The following is a 14,937-nucleotide window of genomic DNA, read 5'->3' as shown; positions in this document are numbered from 1 at the left end:
ATCATCAGCCAGATCGGGTGATGTTCCCGATACGGTTAAGTGAAATGCTACAGATCATTCGGATCCATAAGACCCTGTATGACCCTGATAAGGCGTGTATTAACCCGAAGATCCTTGGGAGTTATCTCGCCTCGGGCATAGGCCATGTCAGCTAGATGGTATTCACGGCCGCTGAGCTGCGCATAGACATCAACAAGACGATATCTGTCATTTGACAGTTCATCATCCGTGATTGACCAAGATGAGGCGAAGTGAGGAAGCAGCTTGGCGTAATCGCACCACTGCATGTTTGTGTAGTCTGGGATTCGCACCCCGTTATCATCGATCTCACAGCCCAGATGCGCGAATGAGGTCGAGTAGTACAGCCTAGGTTTCTGACCCTGGTTACGCAGCTCCAGAATATCTGAGCGCGCGGTAGCGAAGTCAGGGAAGCACTGCTGAATATCTCCAGCGACAGTGATGCAGTAGGGCATGGCGAAGTCCTTTGTGAGGAAAACGCCTCCCGAAGGGGATCGTCGTCCCCTATTGGGTAGGAATCAGGTTAGTGATCAGTGGGGCAGCGCAGTCGGGACTGTGCTGGCTTTGCGGTTGAGCACGTTGATCGCGAAACCGCTCAGCCCAATGAAAGCGCAGGCACCGAAAACAATGTCGCCGAGGATTACAGCGGCGACCAGGATTAGAAGGTTCAACGCGAACAGGATTTTCATGACTGCCTCCTTGGCAGAATATGAAGGCGCTGAAATCAGCGCCTTGATAGGGGTTATGCAGCCTGGTTGGCTTCCTTGGGAAGATCAGTACCGAGGTCATGGTCGAGTTGCTCACCGAATTGGTCGGCGACTGGCTGTCCCTGATTCACGGGTTGCTCAGGTTGTTCCTGATTCAACGTTTGATCAACACCAGGTTGTCCCTGATTGTCAGTGGGCGGGGTGGCATTTTTCGGCTTCGCTTCGTAAACCAGCTTGCCGTCAACTTTGATCCAGCCGATGAAGAGCAGACGGCCTTTGAGGCTTGCGCCGGCCTGACCCTTCTTGTCGCCTTTATCATAGGTGAAAGCGTCAGCCCAGATGTCGCCGATTCGGAAGGAGACGAGCACCTTCTTTTTGGCTTCAACGGCCTGCTGGCAGCGTTTAACCAGCGATTCTGCCTCAGCACCGACAACGTTGCAGTCGATGTAGGAATACTCGGCTTTATCAGTCGCGCCGTGCAAAGCTGCAACGGTGACACAGGTGAAGGGCTTGCCCTTGCGGGGGCTGACTTCACGGATACGGTTGAGGTAGCCGATGCCAGTGGTGTGCAGGTCGAAGAATTTGGCTTCGTTGGATTGGTTGCTCATGGTGATTCTCCAGTTTCAATAGCGAAAGCGGAGAAACACTTCGCCCATGGGGGAAAGTATTCCCCGCGTGGGTTGGGATGTAGCAAGTTGGGTGGGCTTCCATCAATCTCTCGATTGATCAATCGCGCTTCCGGAAGCTTGGCGATTTTGGGGAGATCAACACCGCAGTGGGTGTAGCAGTCTTTCAGATCATGACTGCTCGGGCTTGGGTTACTGACGACGTCAGCAGCTCACGGTCACAAGGATGGAAACGGAGAAACACATTGTCAAGCCCTGAAAGAAAAAAACCCTCCAGGTGGAGGGTTATGTAGGGAAAATCGATGATCAATGTGCTCGAAGAATCTTCTGGCACCGGCGTTTGATATTAGGCCAATCGGCCCAAACTGCCATGCCGACGCAGATGACGAGCAGGGCGGTGAACATGAGGATGCCGAATGTGGTTTGGCTCATGTCATTCCTCCGGGGTGAGGTAAATGCCTGTGATCCAGATTACAACACCTACCACGAGGGCGAAAGCGGTCAGGAGACGGCTAGTGCTGAGGAAGATACCTACGAGGGCGGCGGCAACGGCCGTCGTTCCGATCTTGCGAAGGTCGTCTGCCACAGCGGCACGTTTTTTTGAAACCATGGCGTTCCTTTGATCGCCAGGCCCTCACCTTGCCAGGTGGGGTGCCTGGCACTGGGTGAGGTTGGAGGGAGTTAGATCGCAACTGGAGCTATGAGGTCGTTCAGCGGGCCCATACGCAGCTCTGATGCTTTGGATTTGCTCGGCTTGCGCTGACGGGTGCGGCGCTTGGTCGGTGGTACCGCTTTGGTGTTGTTTTCGAACCACTGGTTCAGATCAACACCGCGGCGTGCGAGGGTTGGAATGCGGCAAAGCTCATCCCAGTCGCTGCGGGTGGGTGCTATGTTCGCGAGTTGTACAACAGGCCGAACATGTGCTGGGACTACTGGGGCTGGACGTTTCATGGCGCGCAGGAACTCACGGGTGAGGGTGCCGAGCGCGTAGCCAAAACGGAAGCCGATGGAGGGTGCGGACATTGCGGTCATGGTGTTTCTCCTGCGGTTAAAAAATGCGGAGAAAACACTGTCCCTCACGGGGAAATGTATTCCCCGCTGGGTTTGCGGAAGGAGCTTCTATCGACGGAGGTCGACCGGTCGTGCTACCAGAAGCTAAACGACCTTGGGCTGGTGGATCACACAGACTTCGTGCTGCAGCATTACGGATCCGAGCTGCATGGGGCATGTTGCTGACGACGTCAGCAGATCACGGCTTAATAATCGGAGCGGGGAAGGGTTGTGTCAAGCGGAGGGGGGAAAGGGGGGAGAGATGGAGGGAGAAGTCCGGCTGGATCAGCCCTTGAAAGGTGACCCAGCCGTGTTTGAAAAAAAAAGTTGAAGGAGCCACCTGTGTCGGAATCGTCGATCCCTGGGCATTGATCGTCTCGATTCTCATCACCTGGCCATTCTCGTGGCTTTGGCCAGCAAACGTGAGGCACGCATCCGCGCACAAAAGGAGCCCGGCTTATCGCCGGCGGGCCACCGGCAGGGGGAGAAATACCCATTGGGTAGCCTGATGGACCTCGCTTGAAGTCCATCAGGCTACCCAAAGGGAAAGAAAAGAGTGGGGCCACATCACCGGTGTGGCCCTTGGAGCTAAGAAGCACCGAATCTCTTGAGACTCTGTATGCCTTTGGACTCGATCATCACGAGTTAGACGGCTGCGCGACTAGAGAGAGCAGGGAGGCAAAGGGAGAATCACAACCAGATCCGCACGCCCTTCCCGGAGCTATAGCGTGCTTACGGTTTGGTATTGGGGCGAACCACAACACCTGGGCGCTACTGATGACCGTCAGTAGCCAGCGGGGTTGAACCATTGCTGATGGCATTATGTTGTCGGCACCGTACAGATGCAAGCCGATACGCCCTTGCAGCCTGAATTCTTTAGTTGAGCGCTACGACCGCGCCTTCGGGTACAAGCGGAGGAATAGTGACGTTCGTCACGCCAGCAACTGGCGAGTACAGCAGTCCGGAACGCTTGACCCCAACGGACATCGATTGGGTTCTTTCCACTAGGGCAGCAGGTAGCCCCGCTGGTACGGCACCGGTGAAGTAGGTGTAGCTCTGTCCCGCCGTCACATAGGCGGCCAAGCCCGATGGTTTGGAAAACCAGGAGGGAAGCGACAAGGCGGCATCTGCAGGCGTGCCAGTGTAGGATGGGTTCGCAGCGGCATACTGCGCTGCAGCTGATCGGTAAACGAGGAAGTTACGGCTGACCGAATCAACCGTGGCGTAGTCCGAGAGCTGGAGAGACTGTTCCTCCTGCAGGGAAACTATCCCCACGGCAATCAGAAGTATGGTTATGACGATCCAGTTGAAAGACATTGCCTGGCCTCCTGGAGTGCAGAGGGTGAAGTTCAGCCCTGTGGGGCTTTGTCAAGACCAATAGTTCCTGAGATCGCCCCAGCCGCATCATGAGCGTGTTAGAAATTCCAACGCAGCAACGTTTTCCACATGTTCTTGAGCGGCGACCGCCAATGCTTGCGCCAGTTGCGCTCCCACCAATCATCTTCATTTTTAACCACTTGCTCCAGGTCGCTCCCAGTTACGCAGGCAGCGTGCTGCCGGAACATCATCGGGAAAACGCAGTGCTGGCGGATAGTGTTTTTGAAAACGACGTCGACAGGTGTGCCGTCATATTGGGTGTTTGCCAGGATCTGGCAGCCTTCTCGCGAAAGCACGTAGGCATGCAGCGCTACGACGCGTCCACGAGCGATAAATGGAAACCACGTCAGCCATGTTCGGCCCATGGAGTAGCCCAGGTGTAGCGCCTCGAATCGGTGCCGACGCATGAACCGGTTGATCCATTGAATGCGTGAGGCTTTGAGTTCATAAGGCTTCACATCATCTTCAAACACAAGAATGCGCTCAAGTCCCTGATCCAGGGCAAGGCGAGCCAGCTGCTGATGAGACTCGTAACAACCTTGTTTGGGATCGTGATGTTTTTGAACGATGTGGAAGTTGACAGGGTTATCGATTACTTCGCCGATGCTTTCTCTGAAGAGCTGGCGGCGATCTTCGCGAGTGTCTAAAGAGATGCAATACACTGCATCTACATCAAAATGGATACTGCTCACTTCTCAATCCTTGTAAGTGCTGCTTGGAAGCTCGGTAAGGCGGTAAGCCATGATACCCGCTAGAGGGTGTGTCACAAAGCCATCATTGCTTATCGAGCAGTTGGAGCCGCCGGCACGGCGGCGCTGGGTCAGAACTGGCAGCAGAAAATGGTCGAGTAATCGTTGGAGCCGATGATGATTCCGGGCGTCGTGCTCGAGCGCCAACCCTGGCCGTAGGTGTCCCACCCGATCTTGGTGTAGCCCGCGGGGCAGGCGTATGTGGTCACGTCGTTCGCGGCGTACCCGGGGATGGTGTAAGCCGCGCACTTGGGGGCTGTACTGGATGCGGAGCGCCATACCCCTGATTGGCAGGAAAGGGTTTGGCCGGCAGCGTTTTTGGCGATCAGGCTGTTGTCGCTGCAGGCAGCACCCTCAGCAGCCTGGCCACCGATCGAGAGATACTCCCCCGTCGTAAGTCGCCCAGACGCGCTGATGCTGCCGTAGGACTGGACCTGACCGGCGACGACGGCACCACCCGTAGCGAGGCCTTTGTTGTTGTAGATGCGCACCCAGTCCGGATCCGACTGGTAGATGCCGCCGCCCCATTTTTCGTTGTACCAGCCAGTATCACCGCGCGATCTGAACCAGCCGCCCGTATAGGTCTCCCCTGTGATGTTGGCGGTTGCTGCAGTCACCGTATTTGTCGCCGTCACGTTCCGAGCATTGAGGTCCGCACTGGTTGTCACATTGCCAGACGCAGTGATGGCTGCTGCGTTGTTGATATTGTGCCCCCCGATGCTGAGGTCGGTGTTCATGCTGTTCAGCTCGGGGTGGCCCGGCACCGCGTTGCGATACAGGTAGTCGTTGGCGAGTTGGCCATCCATCAGGAACAGTGCGCTTGCGGTATGGCCGGCGCCGGGGTTGATGGCGTAGTTGCTCAGGGTCACTTGCCAGCCACCGCGTACGCCCTGAATCACATTGGTGTTGCTCGAAGAAATGAAGCCGCCCGGGCCGCCGAGGTTTTCTGCAATTGTTCGAATGCCCAGCTCCGATATGGCCTGGCCACCGGTGGTGAGGACGACAGCTTCCAACTGGTTGGCATTCGGCTTGCGAGCCAGCCCGACGATCGTCTGGCCAAACCCATTGGTGTCCGTGAACCCGGCCGGCAGGAAGTTCGTGTTGCGAAGCATCGGTACTGTGATCTGTACCGGATTCGTAGCGGTGGCGCTCGCCAGCACAGTACTGAAGTTGTCTTTGAGGTACTTGCTGACCGCGTCAGCGACCGCCTTCTGCTTGTCTGCAGCGATCCTGAAGTCCTGGGCGTCCATCTGCTTGATGATCCACACCGAGCCCAGGGTGATGAGCACAGAGAGCACGAGCAATGCCATGACGGCGTCCACGCCGAGCATCCCCGCCTGGTTGCGTTTATTGATCATTCCAGAGGCTCCTAGAGGACTGGTTGGCGATGTCTTGCTCGAGCATCTGCAGTTGGCCGGCACGGATCTTTTCGCGGATACCAGGTGCGTCGGTTCCAACCAGAGACAGGCATTGAAGTTTCAGCCGCTTGAAGCCAGATGCGTCAGGGATCAGGACCTGGTGGATGACGGCAATGAGTCCTTGAGCCAGCAGGTCTTTCGCATTCGGGATCAGTGGCTGTGCCAGCGAAGCCAAGCGCTCAATGCCTTTGGTGGCGCTGCCGGCATGCCCGGTGCAGATGATGAAATGACCATTGATCGAGGCCTGGACTACTTGGGCGGCTGTCGGTGTGTCGCGTACTTCGCCCACCATCAGGATCTCCGCGCGCGTTCTCAGCGCCCGGATCAACGCCTCCTCATATCCACCCTGGCGACGGGAGACTGGGATCTGGATACAGCGCCCAAGTCCATGCTCGCCATGCAGCAGAGGTTCGGGTGGATCCTCGACGGTCAGTCCCATTCCCCCAAGCTCCTCAAGCCTTGCCGCAACCATCGAGGCCGCACTTGAGGTCTTGCCGGAGCCCATCTCACCGCAGATGAATATCAACCCTCGTATGCCAGGGTCGAACAGGCTCCGATGGAGTTCATCAGGCAGCCCGAGATCGTCCAGCGGGAGAATCCGAACCACCGACCTGCTCAGTACGAAGAGCGATTGTGCGTGGAGATCCTGGAGCTGGGTAACCCGGTAAACGGCACCATCGAAAATCAGCGAGAACTCAGGTTCCTGCGTTTTGTTGAAGTGCTCTTGGCAGCGCTCGCGCAGTTGATCAATTTCGACTCCCCATTCCTGAGGGGCAGGAACACGAGTGGGCTGCCCAGGCAGCCCCTTCACGTCCGCGAAACCGTCGCCGAGGTAGAGGTCGACGAAGTTTGCTTCGGAGATGGCGCTCACACCAAGCTCCTTCAGTAGGTGGTCCAGGTCATGGTGTTGGCGTTGTTCGAGCAGCTGGTGGTTGCTGCAGTCGCTAGTACTTCACCCGTGGTCGCCGTGCCGCCATTGATTGCGGTAGTGGTCTGCTTGTCTTTGGCCACCTTGGTTGCCAAAGTGATACAGGCGCTTTTCGGAACGTTGGCTTCGGAGATAGTGAAGGTCATACCGTTGCTGACGACCGTCACGGCACCATTCCACTGGTTCACCAGGGTGGTGCCGGAAATCCCCATCGAGCCGGTGCCTTCGATGTTGATCAGGGACGTTACCAGGCTCTGCCCGGACGTCCCGTAGCCAGTGGAGCCTTTAAGCTTTTTGGTGTTTGCGATCAGGGTGCTGATGTTGCTCTGTTCGATCGCGACATCGGAGTTGCCGATCATTCTCCAGCTCATCCAGACGATGAAACCGATCGCAACCGCGATCAGCATCAGCCAGAAAACACCGTCAATCGACAGGAAGCCGGCTTGTGTACGTTTTGCACGAGTTACCATGCTTGTTACTCCTTGGTTACTGTTTAAAAGCTGGTTGAGTCCATTACGCTTCCGGCCATCTGGAAGATCCCGATGACCACGAGGATCATCAGGACGCCCATGCACACCGAGGACATGGCGATCAGGAATTTGGAAGTCGCATCAACGCGAAGAAGGGTTTGCTCTAGCCAGCGATTGGCAAAGCGCTCCATGGACTCCGCGAATCCCTTGCGGGTCGCCAGGACCTCCAGATAGTGGATGGCCATCGCATCGGGAAATTGGTGTCCGGCGAGCTTCAGCGCTTCGCCGAAGTTTTTGCCTGAGCTCACGCCGTAGTGAATCGCGTCGAGCCTTTCGCTGAGCCAAGGTGGAGCGCTCCTGTTGAGGATGGCTAAGGCATCCAGCTGGTTGATGCCGGTGCGCAACATCACCGACATGTTCAACAGGAAAATTGAGCCGTGCAGAACCTTGTACAGAGACCAAGGTGGGAACGACTCAACGCGAAGGCGCGCGACTTGCAGAACCCTGCTCACCTGTACCTGCCAGGTCGGGCTGTCAGGTTTGATCTTGAGCCCGCAAAATACGGGTAGCGTGGTTACAGCAATGGCGATCACCGCCAGCAGGCCGATCAGTATTGCCAAACCGTAATGGGTGACGAGGTTGGACAGGTGGTAAAGCAGCGCCGGAATACCTGTCCAGGATTCTGGGTCCGATCGCCTTGTCATTGAAGGGACCATCCATAGGGCGATCACATACAAGAGCGCCCACATCAGGCTCCAGGTCAGCGATGGAAGCGCAACTACTGATCGGACCAGCCGGCCAATGCGCTGGCGGATCTCGATGATCCGCACGCAATCACGAAACGCCTGCACCAGGTTCCCGGTTTCTTCTCCCGTCTCGATCAGTGACGCTTCATCGTAAGGAACGTGAGCCCTGCAGGAGTGCGCCAGGGACTTCCCCCCACGTACTGTCATTGCGATCTCGCCGCAGATTATCGATACCGGATGCAGCTCCTTGCCGTTGTTGCTGAAGGCTTTTTCAACCGTCTCCAGAGCAACCTCGATCGGGATCCCGTCCTCGAGCACGCCCATGAGGCTCTCGTAGAATTGGACGCGCTCCTTCTTCCCGAATTGCTTGGCATAGAAGGTCTCGACCCAACCTCGGGACGCCTCTTTCAAACCAGCTCGGAAGTCTTGGAGCGCATCAAACATGGGAGAGCTCGACTAACTGGCGGTCAAAATCGAGCGGACCAATAATGGTCTCTGCGTGCCGAGGATCGATACTTCCCATTTCGATCTTTGTAATGGCATGAGCGATCTTGGTAATGCCCCCCATCTCCTTAACCCAATGCCTACGCGCAGCGCTGGCACCTCTCTCTGAGAAGACACCCATGAACTGCATGTCGGTGAGCAACACCTCACCTACTACGGTTCGATCGACGACACCGAGATTTCTACAGCATGAGCAGCCTTCGCCGCGCAGATTGACCTGGTCGACGATCCTCAGTTTTTCAAGGCGAGAAAGTAGGCCGGGAGTGATCGTCCCGAGGTTCCTAGACAATGGAACGCGACATGAAGGGCAGAGAACTGGAAGCAGGGACTGGTTGATGATGCCGGTGGTGAGGGCAGGATCCGTCACCAGGTACTTGGGTACCCCCATGTCGATCAGGCGCTGAAGGGAAGCGACAGCGTTATTCGTGTGCAACGTCGACCAAACCTGGTGACCTGTCATCCCTCCGCTGTAAGCGGCCTGGGCCGACTCAACGTCCCGCAGTTCTCCGTACATCAAAATGTCAGGATCCAGGCGGACTGAGTTTTTGATGCCGTGATTCCAAGTCTCACCGCTACTCAATGGGGATTGATTGGCTTTTAGCGGATACTCGGGTGGATCCTCGAGAGTCAGAAGGTGCTTCGTACCCTGCGTCTCGTCGTGGAGTAAGTTCAGGTTCACCTGCAGCGATTTTGACTTTCCGGAGCCAGTCGGACCGGTGATCAAGTTCACCCCATACGGCAGACTCCGAAGGCGCGCGAACTGTTCGATTTGCGCCGGCAAGAAGCCCAAGTGTTCGAGCGTCATCTTTTTTTGATCGTCGTAAAGAAGCCGCATGACCATCAGCGGACCGTCCACGAGAGGGCGCGTAGCTACCCTGGCACCGAACAACCCAAGCTGTTGCACGAATTCCCGACCAACGCGCGCGTCTTGCGCGATCTGCGGTTGGTAGTGATCTTTGGTGACGTCACACATGCTGTTGTAGAGCGCTGAACACAGCTCCAGACCGACCAGGCTTGACTCCTGGCGTGCCTCCCAGAGCAGTCCATGTAGGCGGTAGAAGATCTTGGAAATGTCGTGGCCAACAACGATGTGTACGTCACTGGCCCCGCGTCGATGGGCATCACCCAGTATCTGCAGGGCATGGGCCTGACGGTCGGTATCGACTTGCGCGAGACCCACGCCGGCCTGGGCGGAGGTTTGGTAAAGCGCCTTGATGTCTGTCATCGAGCACGTCGAGATCGTGTAGTCGAACCCTGCGTGGTCGAGCTGATCCATGAAAGCCATCACCCAAGGATCAGTCTGGTGCTGGGTCGACACATGAAGTGTGCCGTCTTCGGTTAGCGCGCAGTAAAGACGCAACTCGGGCTTTACCTCGAATCTGCCCCCTGGGGCCGTCAAGACGGTACAGGCAGGGGAGAACAGAGCTGCTGTGCCGGCATCTGCCGACAGACTATCGGCAGGGTTTGGAGCTGTAAGGACGGTCACTGGGCGCTACCTCAGGGCTTGGTTTGGAACATGCCGGGCAAGGCGTTGGCTGGCTGGGTGAGCGCAGGGGGCTGGATGGCTACCGATGGGGCCTGGTCAGAAAACCCCAACGGGAATCGCTTGCCCTTACGCTCGAGCGTTACGCCGTCCAGGGTGATCTGAGCAACGCGGTAGCCACCAGGCAGCTCGCGGCCAATCAGGGCATCAACCTCGATACCGCTGCTGTAGAGCAGGGTCGCCTGCATCCTGCGAGCTGAACCCGTGACGGCCTTGACCACTGGGAGGTCTGACTTGGCGGCTGCTTTGCTTTCAGAGGGCAGGTACTGCATAGGCTGAGGCGCAGGGAAGGGATTACTCATCCCAGTGCTTACCGGTTGGACCGATGGCGTGGGTTCGCCCTTCATTTCTCGCTCGGCCTTGGCTCGTTCGGCCTTGGCCTTCAACAGAATCGTCTCGCTCTGTACCTTCCCCAGTTCGCCAATGCTGATGCCAGACAATTCCGAAGGGGTCGCAAAGGCATTCGTAGCGAACGCCGCGACGATCAAGAGGCCCACGGCGTTATTTCGCATACAGATCACCTGTCACAGTCCACATCAAATGGTTGGCCTGATACTCAGCCTTGATTTCGCGCAGCCTCAGCCCCTGGACGGGTGCGTCCGTGAGCGAGTCGTGCGGTAGCACACCCGTGCTGTACTTCAATTCAAACTGCCTCCACTCAGGGGGCGGAGGCGGTGGAGGAGCGGGTTGTCCTGGCAGGGCGGGCTCTTGGGGAACAGCAACAGGCACTTCAGTGAGCGTCGGTTCTTGAGAAAAACGATGAAGCGACGACGTCAAATTGGCAGTTGCTTCGGCTACGTTCAGCAGTGGCTCGTCACCTGCTGCAGGCAGAGATATCGCGTAAGGCAGCGTCGCGGAATTACCCTGGTTGAAGAATGCAGGGGGACCCGAAAAGACGCCGTTCGTGGCGGATATGAGGTCAGCTGCCGTGCTGTTGCCTGTGCGGTTGTAGGTGGTCAGAACCTGGGAGCCGTCGCACACAGCGTCGGCATAAAGCCAGCCATCGATGCTGGGGGGCAGCCAGTAAATGACCTTGCTGCAACCGTCCACAAAGTCTCCGACTGAGGGACGTTTTGCCCAAGGGTGCTCCAAGGCTTGTGCAGGCTGAGTGCTGCCACTCTCCCGCTCCAGCCTGGCGAGTTCTTCGAGCCGCTTCTGCTCGGCCGCCAAGCGTTTCTCCAGCTCAACCTGGTCCTGGTAGGCGCTCCACTGCGACCAACCGATCAGCCCTGCTGTAACAACGATGCCTGCGATTGCTAGCTGGGACAGCTCTGCTCTGGATAGCCCGAACACCAATGGGCGTAGTCGATACTCGCGCTTGAGCTTCGACGGCTGGAGCAGCTCATCGACATCGAGTGGTTTGCCCCCCATGTCGAATTCGGTGGGCAAATACCACTCTTCAAACTCAATCCCGCGGCTGCGCTGTTGCGCCACTCGCCGGCGGATTTCGACTTCCGAGCCAATGACGTCACAGCCAGGGATGATGCCGCCCTTGTAAACAGCGACAAGCGCGTATCGATCCTCGTCCGGGCTCACTCGCCACGCGGCGATCCAGGACTCACCGAGCTGGCCTGCCAGGGTCGAGGCCAGGGAGTACATCCCTTTGGTCACACCATCGGTACGAGCAACGAAGCCGGCCTGGATAATTCGCGGGTTACGTCGAATCGTGACGATATCGAGCTTGTTCTCCTTACCGAACTGGCGAGCTTCCTTCATGTGGCCAGTCACGCTGCCCAGCGGGTGCCATCGCAATCCGGTGACGAACGCTCGGCCTCGGTGGTGCAGAATCTGCACCCGAGAGATGCGTGGCGACTGAGTTTCAGTGCTCATTGTCGGCATCTCAAAGAACCTGGCAGACGCTGAGTGGCGGCCTGCAGTGGGTGCGGGAGGCAGGAGCGGTTCCGTTCAAGCTGAACTGATGGCTGCTGAGGGGGTAAGGAATGCTCCAGCTGCTGGACAGGCTGTCGGGTAGAACGATCGGCGTTACCAGAACGACCAGGGAACTGTGGGTGGTAGCGCGCTTGCGACCGCCGCCCAGGCCAAAGAAGCTTGCACTCCCTACACCACTCTTGTCGGCGTTTTCACTGTTCTCATCGAACCCGGTCAGGACGAGTGTCTCACCGCTCCGCAGGCGTACCTTGGGGGCAACGTTCTTGGTGTCATAGTCTGTGGTCTGGATCTTCGATTCATTGCTTTCGAAGTCCTTGAAGGTGGGCTTGCTGCTGATGCTCAGCGTGATCATCAGCAGCATGTTTTCTTTGTCCAGGAGCTTCGGCAGCAGCATCATGTTGAAGCCACTGGTGATGGTTGCCGGCGTCAGGGCAGTGCTTGAACCTACCGAGGCAGTGGTGGTGGTCGAGCTCGAGGCGACGTAGCTCTGAACGTTACCGATCTGGATGGGCGCGGGTTGCAAGTTGAGTGTAGTGACCGAAGGCGAGCGGACCTCCGACACCCGGCCTTGCTCCGACAGAGCTTGGAGGACGGCTTTCGAGCCAGCCCACGGCGAGCTGGACGTGTCCAGAATGCTACCGGTTGCAGAGATTGCCTCTGAGCTAATGCCGGCAACGGTGTTGCTGAGTCCAAAGCCCCATTTGCCTGATATCGACTTGTAGACGGCGCTCCAGTTGATGGCTGTCTGATCGCTGTCGGTAAAGTTCACCTCATAGACCTTGACGTTGAAAAGTACCTGCCGCGTGATACTGCGATTGGTGTCCTTGAGGTAGGCCGCGATACGGTTCAGTACGTCAGGGCGATCGCTGACGGTGAGCGAACCGGTGGAGCGGGAAAGCGACAGGCGCCCGGGCGGTTGTACGCTTAGCATTGCCCGCACATCGTTCTCGATGTCGGTCATCAACGATGTCTTATAGGTCGACTTGGTGCTCTGGTTGCTCCCAGACTCCCCTGTGGCGCCCGAAGAGCTGGACGAGCCGGTATCTCCGCTGCCTGTCGAGGTCAGCAGGCCGGACTTCACCGTACTCTCGATTTCCAGGACATCGCCGAAGGTCCACACATCGAAGGTGCGCGTGTCAAAGTAGGTGATCCGCACGCCTCGTAGTTCCTGGTCAAAGTGCCAGGACAGGCCGAGCTGAGAGGTCGCCTGGTTGAGCAGACCGGATACTTTCCCTGAGTACTTGAGGCCCGAAATCAAGCTGCTGGAGCCAATGCCGAGGTCGAAGGTGCTCGTATCACCATAGCCACCCATCACTGAGCTTGGCAGGAGGCCGGCCAAGCTATCGGGGTTTGCTACAGGAGGCTTTGGCTGGGCCGTTTTGTCCGACTTCCCAGACGACAGAATTGCCGGGTTGATTGCATCAGGTGCCACGATTACCGGCAGGCCTGTTTCCTTGGTGATGTACTGGGCCAGCTGCGAAATCGAGACAGCCCCTGCCGGGCGATACGCGATGTCGGCATCGAGCGCGAAGGGCAGCCCACGCTTGCTCACCAGCGGCTGCGTCGACACCCACGGCTTGTTGCTAAACACCACGGTTTCACGCGCCTGTTGAGGCTGCTGATTCTGGAGGTACTTGCTGTATTGCCCTGCAGTTCGCCCTTCATACTCCGAGCGGTCAAATGACTCGTTCACGCGCTGCAGCGCGCAGCTGGTCAACATTGCCATGGCGATCGGCGTCAGGGCCCAGCGTGCCCAAGCGGACTTGGTCATTTCTTTTTCCTCTCAGCTACGTGCAGGACGCTCTGCGCCCCCTCGCTGCCGTCGACCACGAAGGGGCGAGGGGCGTTGTCGTAAAGTGGGAACAGCTGCTTGATGGCTTCCTGGAAAGACCCTTCGAAACGCAGCGGGGCCTCAATGGGGTAGTTGAGGTCCTCCTGTGCCCAGATCACTCGCCAATTGGCTTTTTTGGCCCATTCCTCAACGGTCTCGCGCAACGTTGATCCAACTGCGGCCGTCCATACCTGTGGCAGCGGCCGGGGAGCGGGTTTGACCTCGATGGGCGGGGCGCCGACTGCGGTACTAGAGACCGCAACCGCTGGCTTGGAAGCTGCCTGTTTGTTCGGCACTGTCGGTGCTGGGAACGCAGGCGTCGAAGGTTTAGCCGCGGCGGTTACGGTCGCAGCCGGGATAGAGCCATCCTTGGCGGGTGCCACTGGGGGGAGCGCGGGAGCCACTGGCGCTGGGGATGCGACAGCGGGCGTAGTGGTGGAGATGGGAGGGGGACTAGGCACTGCGGCGACGACTACGCCCGGCGTCGAGCCCGGTGTGGCGGAGCTGGTTTCAGGAGTCCGCGCTTTGTCGGCGTAGAGCTCGCCTGCCGGCGTCGACGGGGTTGGCAATTGGTAACCGGGGCGAAGCACGAAGCACACCTGACGGTTCACTTCATCGATCTTCACCTGCCAGGCTGGGCCGGCGAGGACCTGGAGGGTATTACGCAGCGTCATCGGGCCAAGTTTGTACTGGGCTGCCGGCAGAGGTCGGGTGTACAGGATGTTGACGTGCTGCGAACTGGGCGGGCAGAGGGCGTACCCTGACCGGTCGACCACGTAGAGCATGGCATCCCTAACGCTTGGGTTCATGCTGGACGGGATGGTTACGTCGATGATCTGTGCCATCAGGTCGCGCTGGCTCGCATCGGGTTGGGTGCTCACCAAGGTGTAGCGGCCATACCGAACGACCGGTTCCTTCTCCGGACTTGCACCGTTCGGGTAGATGTCCGGAGACAGCCATTCGGGATTACGGCTGCTATCGAACGCCGGCTTCGGCGGCTGCTCAGCCTTCTGAATCGCACAACCAGCAACGAGTGCGGCGAGCGAGAGAGTGGTCAACTGCCTGATCATGAGGCCCCCT

The 14,937-nt window shown here is 58.0% G+C and carries 16 protein-coding genes; all 16 read right to left on the bottom strand.

What is annotated here, in order from left to right:
* Positions 1–47: 47 nt before the first annotated feature.
* Positions 48–473 (bottom strand): hypothetical protein, encoded by a 426-nt coding sequence (locus GEV39_RS17995; RefSeq protein ID WP_028700175.1) that lies wholly within the window; start codon positions 471–473, stop codon positions 48–50.
* Positions 474–548: 75 nt separating this feature from the next.
* Positions 549–707 carry a hypothetical protein gene (locus GEV39_RS17990; RefSeq protein WP_023629568.1) on the bottom strand — a complete coding sequence of 53 codons (159 nt, stop codon included), beginning with the start codon at positions 705–707 and terminating at the stop codon, positions 549–551.
* Positions 708–760: 53 nt separating this feature from the next.
* A complete protein-coding gene (locus tag GEV39_RS17985; protein ID WP_028700176.1) occupies positions 761–1,333 on the bottom strand; it encodes an STY4534 family ICE replication protein in 573 nt (190 codons plus the stop codon).
* A gap of 324 nt (positions 1,334–1,657) precedes the next feature.
* Complete coding sequence (locus GEV39_RS26370; RefSeq protein ID WP_023629570.1) at positions 1,658–1,783, bottom strand: hypothetical protein; 126 nt, start codon at positions 1,781–1,783, stop codon at positions 1,658–1,660.
* A 249-nt stretch (positions 1,784–2,032) separates the two neighbouring features.
* The gene (locus tag GEV39_RS17980) at positions 2,033–2,383 is read right to left on the bottom strand and encodes a hypothetical protein (RefSeq protein ID WP_051564724.1); all 351 of its coding nucleotides are present in this window, start codon (positions 2,381–2,383) and stop codon (positions 2,033–2,035) included.
* Positions 2,384–3,277: 894 nt separating this feature from the next.
* Complete coding sequence (pilM, locus tag GEV39_RS17975) at positions 3,278–3,718, bottom strand: type IV pilus biogenesis protein PilM (protein ID WP_023660721.1); 441 nt, start codon at positions 3,716–3,718, stop codon at positions 3,278–3,280.
* A gap of 98 nt (positions 3,719–3,816) precedes the next feature.
* Positions 3,817–4,470: a glycosyltransferase family protein gene (locus tag GEV39_RS17970; protein WP_023660720.1), complete on the bottom strand. Its 654-nt coding sequence runs from the start codon at positions 4,468–4,470 to the stop codon at positions 3,817–3,819.
* Positions 4,471–4,598: 128 nt separating this feature from the next.
* Positions 4,599–5,885 (bottom strand): shufflon system plasmid conjugative transfer pilus tip adhesin PilV, encoded by a 1,287-nt coding sequence (pilV, locus tag GEV39_RS17965; RefSeq protein ID WP_055985445.1) that lies wholly within the window; start codon positions 5,883–5,885, stop codon positions 4,599–4,601.
* Positions 5,875–6,816 (bottom strand): ATPase, T2SS/T4P/T4SS family, encoded by a 942-nt coding sequence (locus tag GEV39_RS17960; protein WP_023660718.1) that lies wholly within the window; start codon positions 6,814–6,816, stop codon positions 5,875–5,877. Before GEV39_RS17960 ends, pilV begins: the two co-directional genes overlap by 11 nt.
* Positions 6,817–6,827: 11 nt before the next feature.
* Positions 6,828–7,343 carry a type 4 pilus major pilin gene (locus tag GEV39_RS17955; protein ID WP_023660717.1) on the bottom strand — a complete coding sequence of 172 codons (516 nt, stop codon included), beginning with the start codon at positions 7,341–7,343 and terminating at the stop codon, positions 6,828–6,830.
* 23 nt (positions 7,344–7,366) lie between these two features.
* Complete coding sequence (locus tag GEV39_RS17950) at positions 7,367–8,533, bottom strand: type II secretion system F family protein (RefSeq protein WP_023660716.1); 1,167 nt, start codon at positions 8,531–8,533, stop codon at positions 7,367–7,369.
* Entirely contained in the window at positions 8,526–10,079 is a 1,554-nt protein-coding gene (locus GEV39_RS17945) for a GspE/PulE family protein (RefSeq protein WP_023660715.1), read from the bottom strand. The genes GEV39_RS17950 and GEV39_RS17945 overlap by 8 nt, the downstream gene beginning before the upstream one ends.
* 11 nt (positions 10,080–10,090) lie before the next feature.
* Positions 10,091–10,648 carry a type IV pilus biogenesis protein PilP gene (gene pilP / locus GEV39_RS17940; RefSeq protein ID WP_023660714.1) on the bottom strand — a complete coding sequence of 186 codons (558 nt, stop codon included), beginning with the start codon at positions 10,646–10,648 and terminating at the stop codon, positions 10,091–10,093.
* Positions 10,638–11,966, bottom strand: a complete 1,329-nt coding sequence (gene pilO2, locus GEV39_RS17935) for a type 4b pilus protein PilO2 (protein WP_031324269.1) — start codon at positions 11,964–11,966, stop codon at positions 10,638–10,640. The genes pilP and pilO2 overlap by 11 nt, the downstream gene beginning before the upstream one ends.
* A 10-nt stretch (positions 11,967–11,976) precedes the next feature.
* Complete coding sequence (gene pilN / locus GEV39_RS17930; protein ID WP_023660712.1) at positions 11,977–13,797, bottom strand: PilN family type IVB pilus formation outer membrane protein; 1,821 nt, start codon at positions 13,795–13,797, stop codon at positions 11,977–11,979.
* The gene (gene pilL2 / locus GEV39_RS17925; RefSeq protein WP_031324267.1) at positions 13,794–14,927 is read right to left on the bottom strand and encodes a PFGI-1 class ICE element type IV pilus protein PilL2; all 1,134 of its coding nucleotides are present in this window, start codon (positions 14,925–14,927) and stop codon (positions 13,794–13,796) included. Before pilL2 ends, pilN begins: the two co-directional genes overlap by 4 nt.
* Positions 14,928–14,937 lie beyond the last annotated feature (10 nt).

This window comes from Pseudomonas sp. NY5710, assembly GCF_013305665.1.
GTDB lineage: Bacteria > Pseudomonadota > Gammaproteobacteria > Pseudomonadales > Pseudomonadaceae > Aquipseudomonas > Aquipseudomonas juntendi.
Note: the sequence above shows the minus strand (reverse complement) of the source record. Positions and strands in the feature narration are given on the sequence as shown.

Bases quoted from the DNA above. Each gene is read 5' to 3' on its own strand.
- GEV39_RS17990 (WP_023629568.1), bottom strand. From the start codon at position 707: ATGAAAATCCTGTTCGCGTTGAACCTTCTAATCCTGGTCGCCGCTGTA.
- pilL2 (WP_031324267.1), bottom strand. From the start codon at position 14,927: ATGATCAGGCAGTTGACCACTCTCTCGCTCGCCGCACTCGTTGCTGGT.
- pilP (WP_023660714.1), bottom strand. From the start codon at position 10,648: ATGCGAAATAACGCCGTGGGCCTCTTGATCGTCGCGGCGTTCGCTACG.
- pilM (WP_023660721.1), bottom strand. From the start codon at position 3,718: ATGTCTTTCAACTGGATCGTCATAACCATACTTCTGATTGCCGTGGGG.
- pilO2 (WP_031324269.1), bottom strand. From the start codon at position 11,966: ATGAGCACTGAAACTCAGTCGCCACGCATCTCTCGGGTGCAGATTCTG.
- GEV39_RS17980 (WP_051564724.1), bottom strand. From the start codon at position 2,383: ATGACCGCAATGTCCGCACCCTCCATCGGCTTCCGTTTTGGCTACGCG.
- GEV39_RS17950 (WP_023660716.1), bottom strand. From the start codon at position 8,533: ATGTTTGATGCGCTCCAAGACTTCCGAGCTGGTTTGAAAGAGGCGTCC.
- GEV39_RS17985 (WP_028700176.1), bottom strand. From the start codon at position 1,333: ATGAGCAACCAATCCAACGAAGCCAAATTCTTCGACCTGCACACCACT.
- GEV39_RS17955 (WP_023660717.1), bottom strand. From the start codon at position 7,343: ATGGTAACTCGTGCAAAACGTACACAAGCCGGCTTCCTGTCGATTGAC.
- pilV (WP_055985445.1), bottom strand. From the start codon at position 5,885: ATGATCAATAAACGCAACCAGGCGGGGATGCTCGGCGTGGACGCCGTC.
- pilN (WP_023660712.1), bottom strand. From the start codon at position 13,797: ATGACCAAGTCCGCTTGGGCACGCTGGGCCCTGACGCCGATCGCCATG.
- GEV39_RS17995 (WP_028700175.1), bottom strand. From the start codon at position 473: ATGCCCTACTGCATCACTGTCGCTGGAGATATTCAGCAGTGCTTCCCT.
- GEV39_RS26370 (WP_023629570.1), bottom strand. From the start codon at position 1,783: ATGAGCCAAACCACATTCGGCATCCTCATGTTCACCGCCCTGCTCGTC.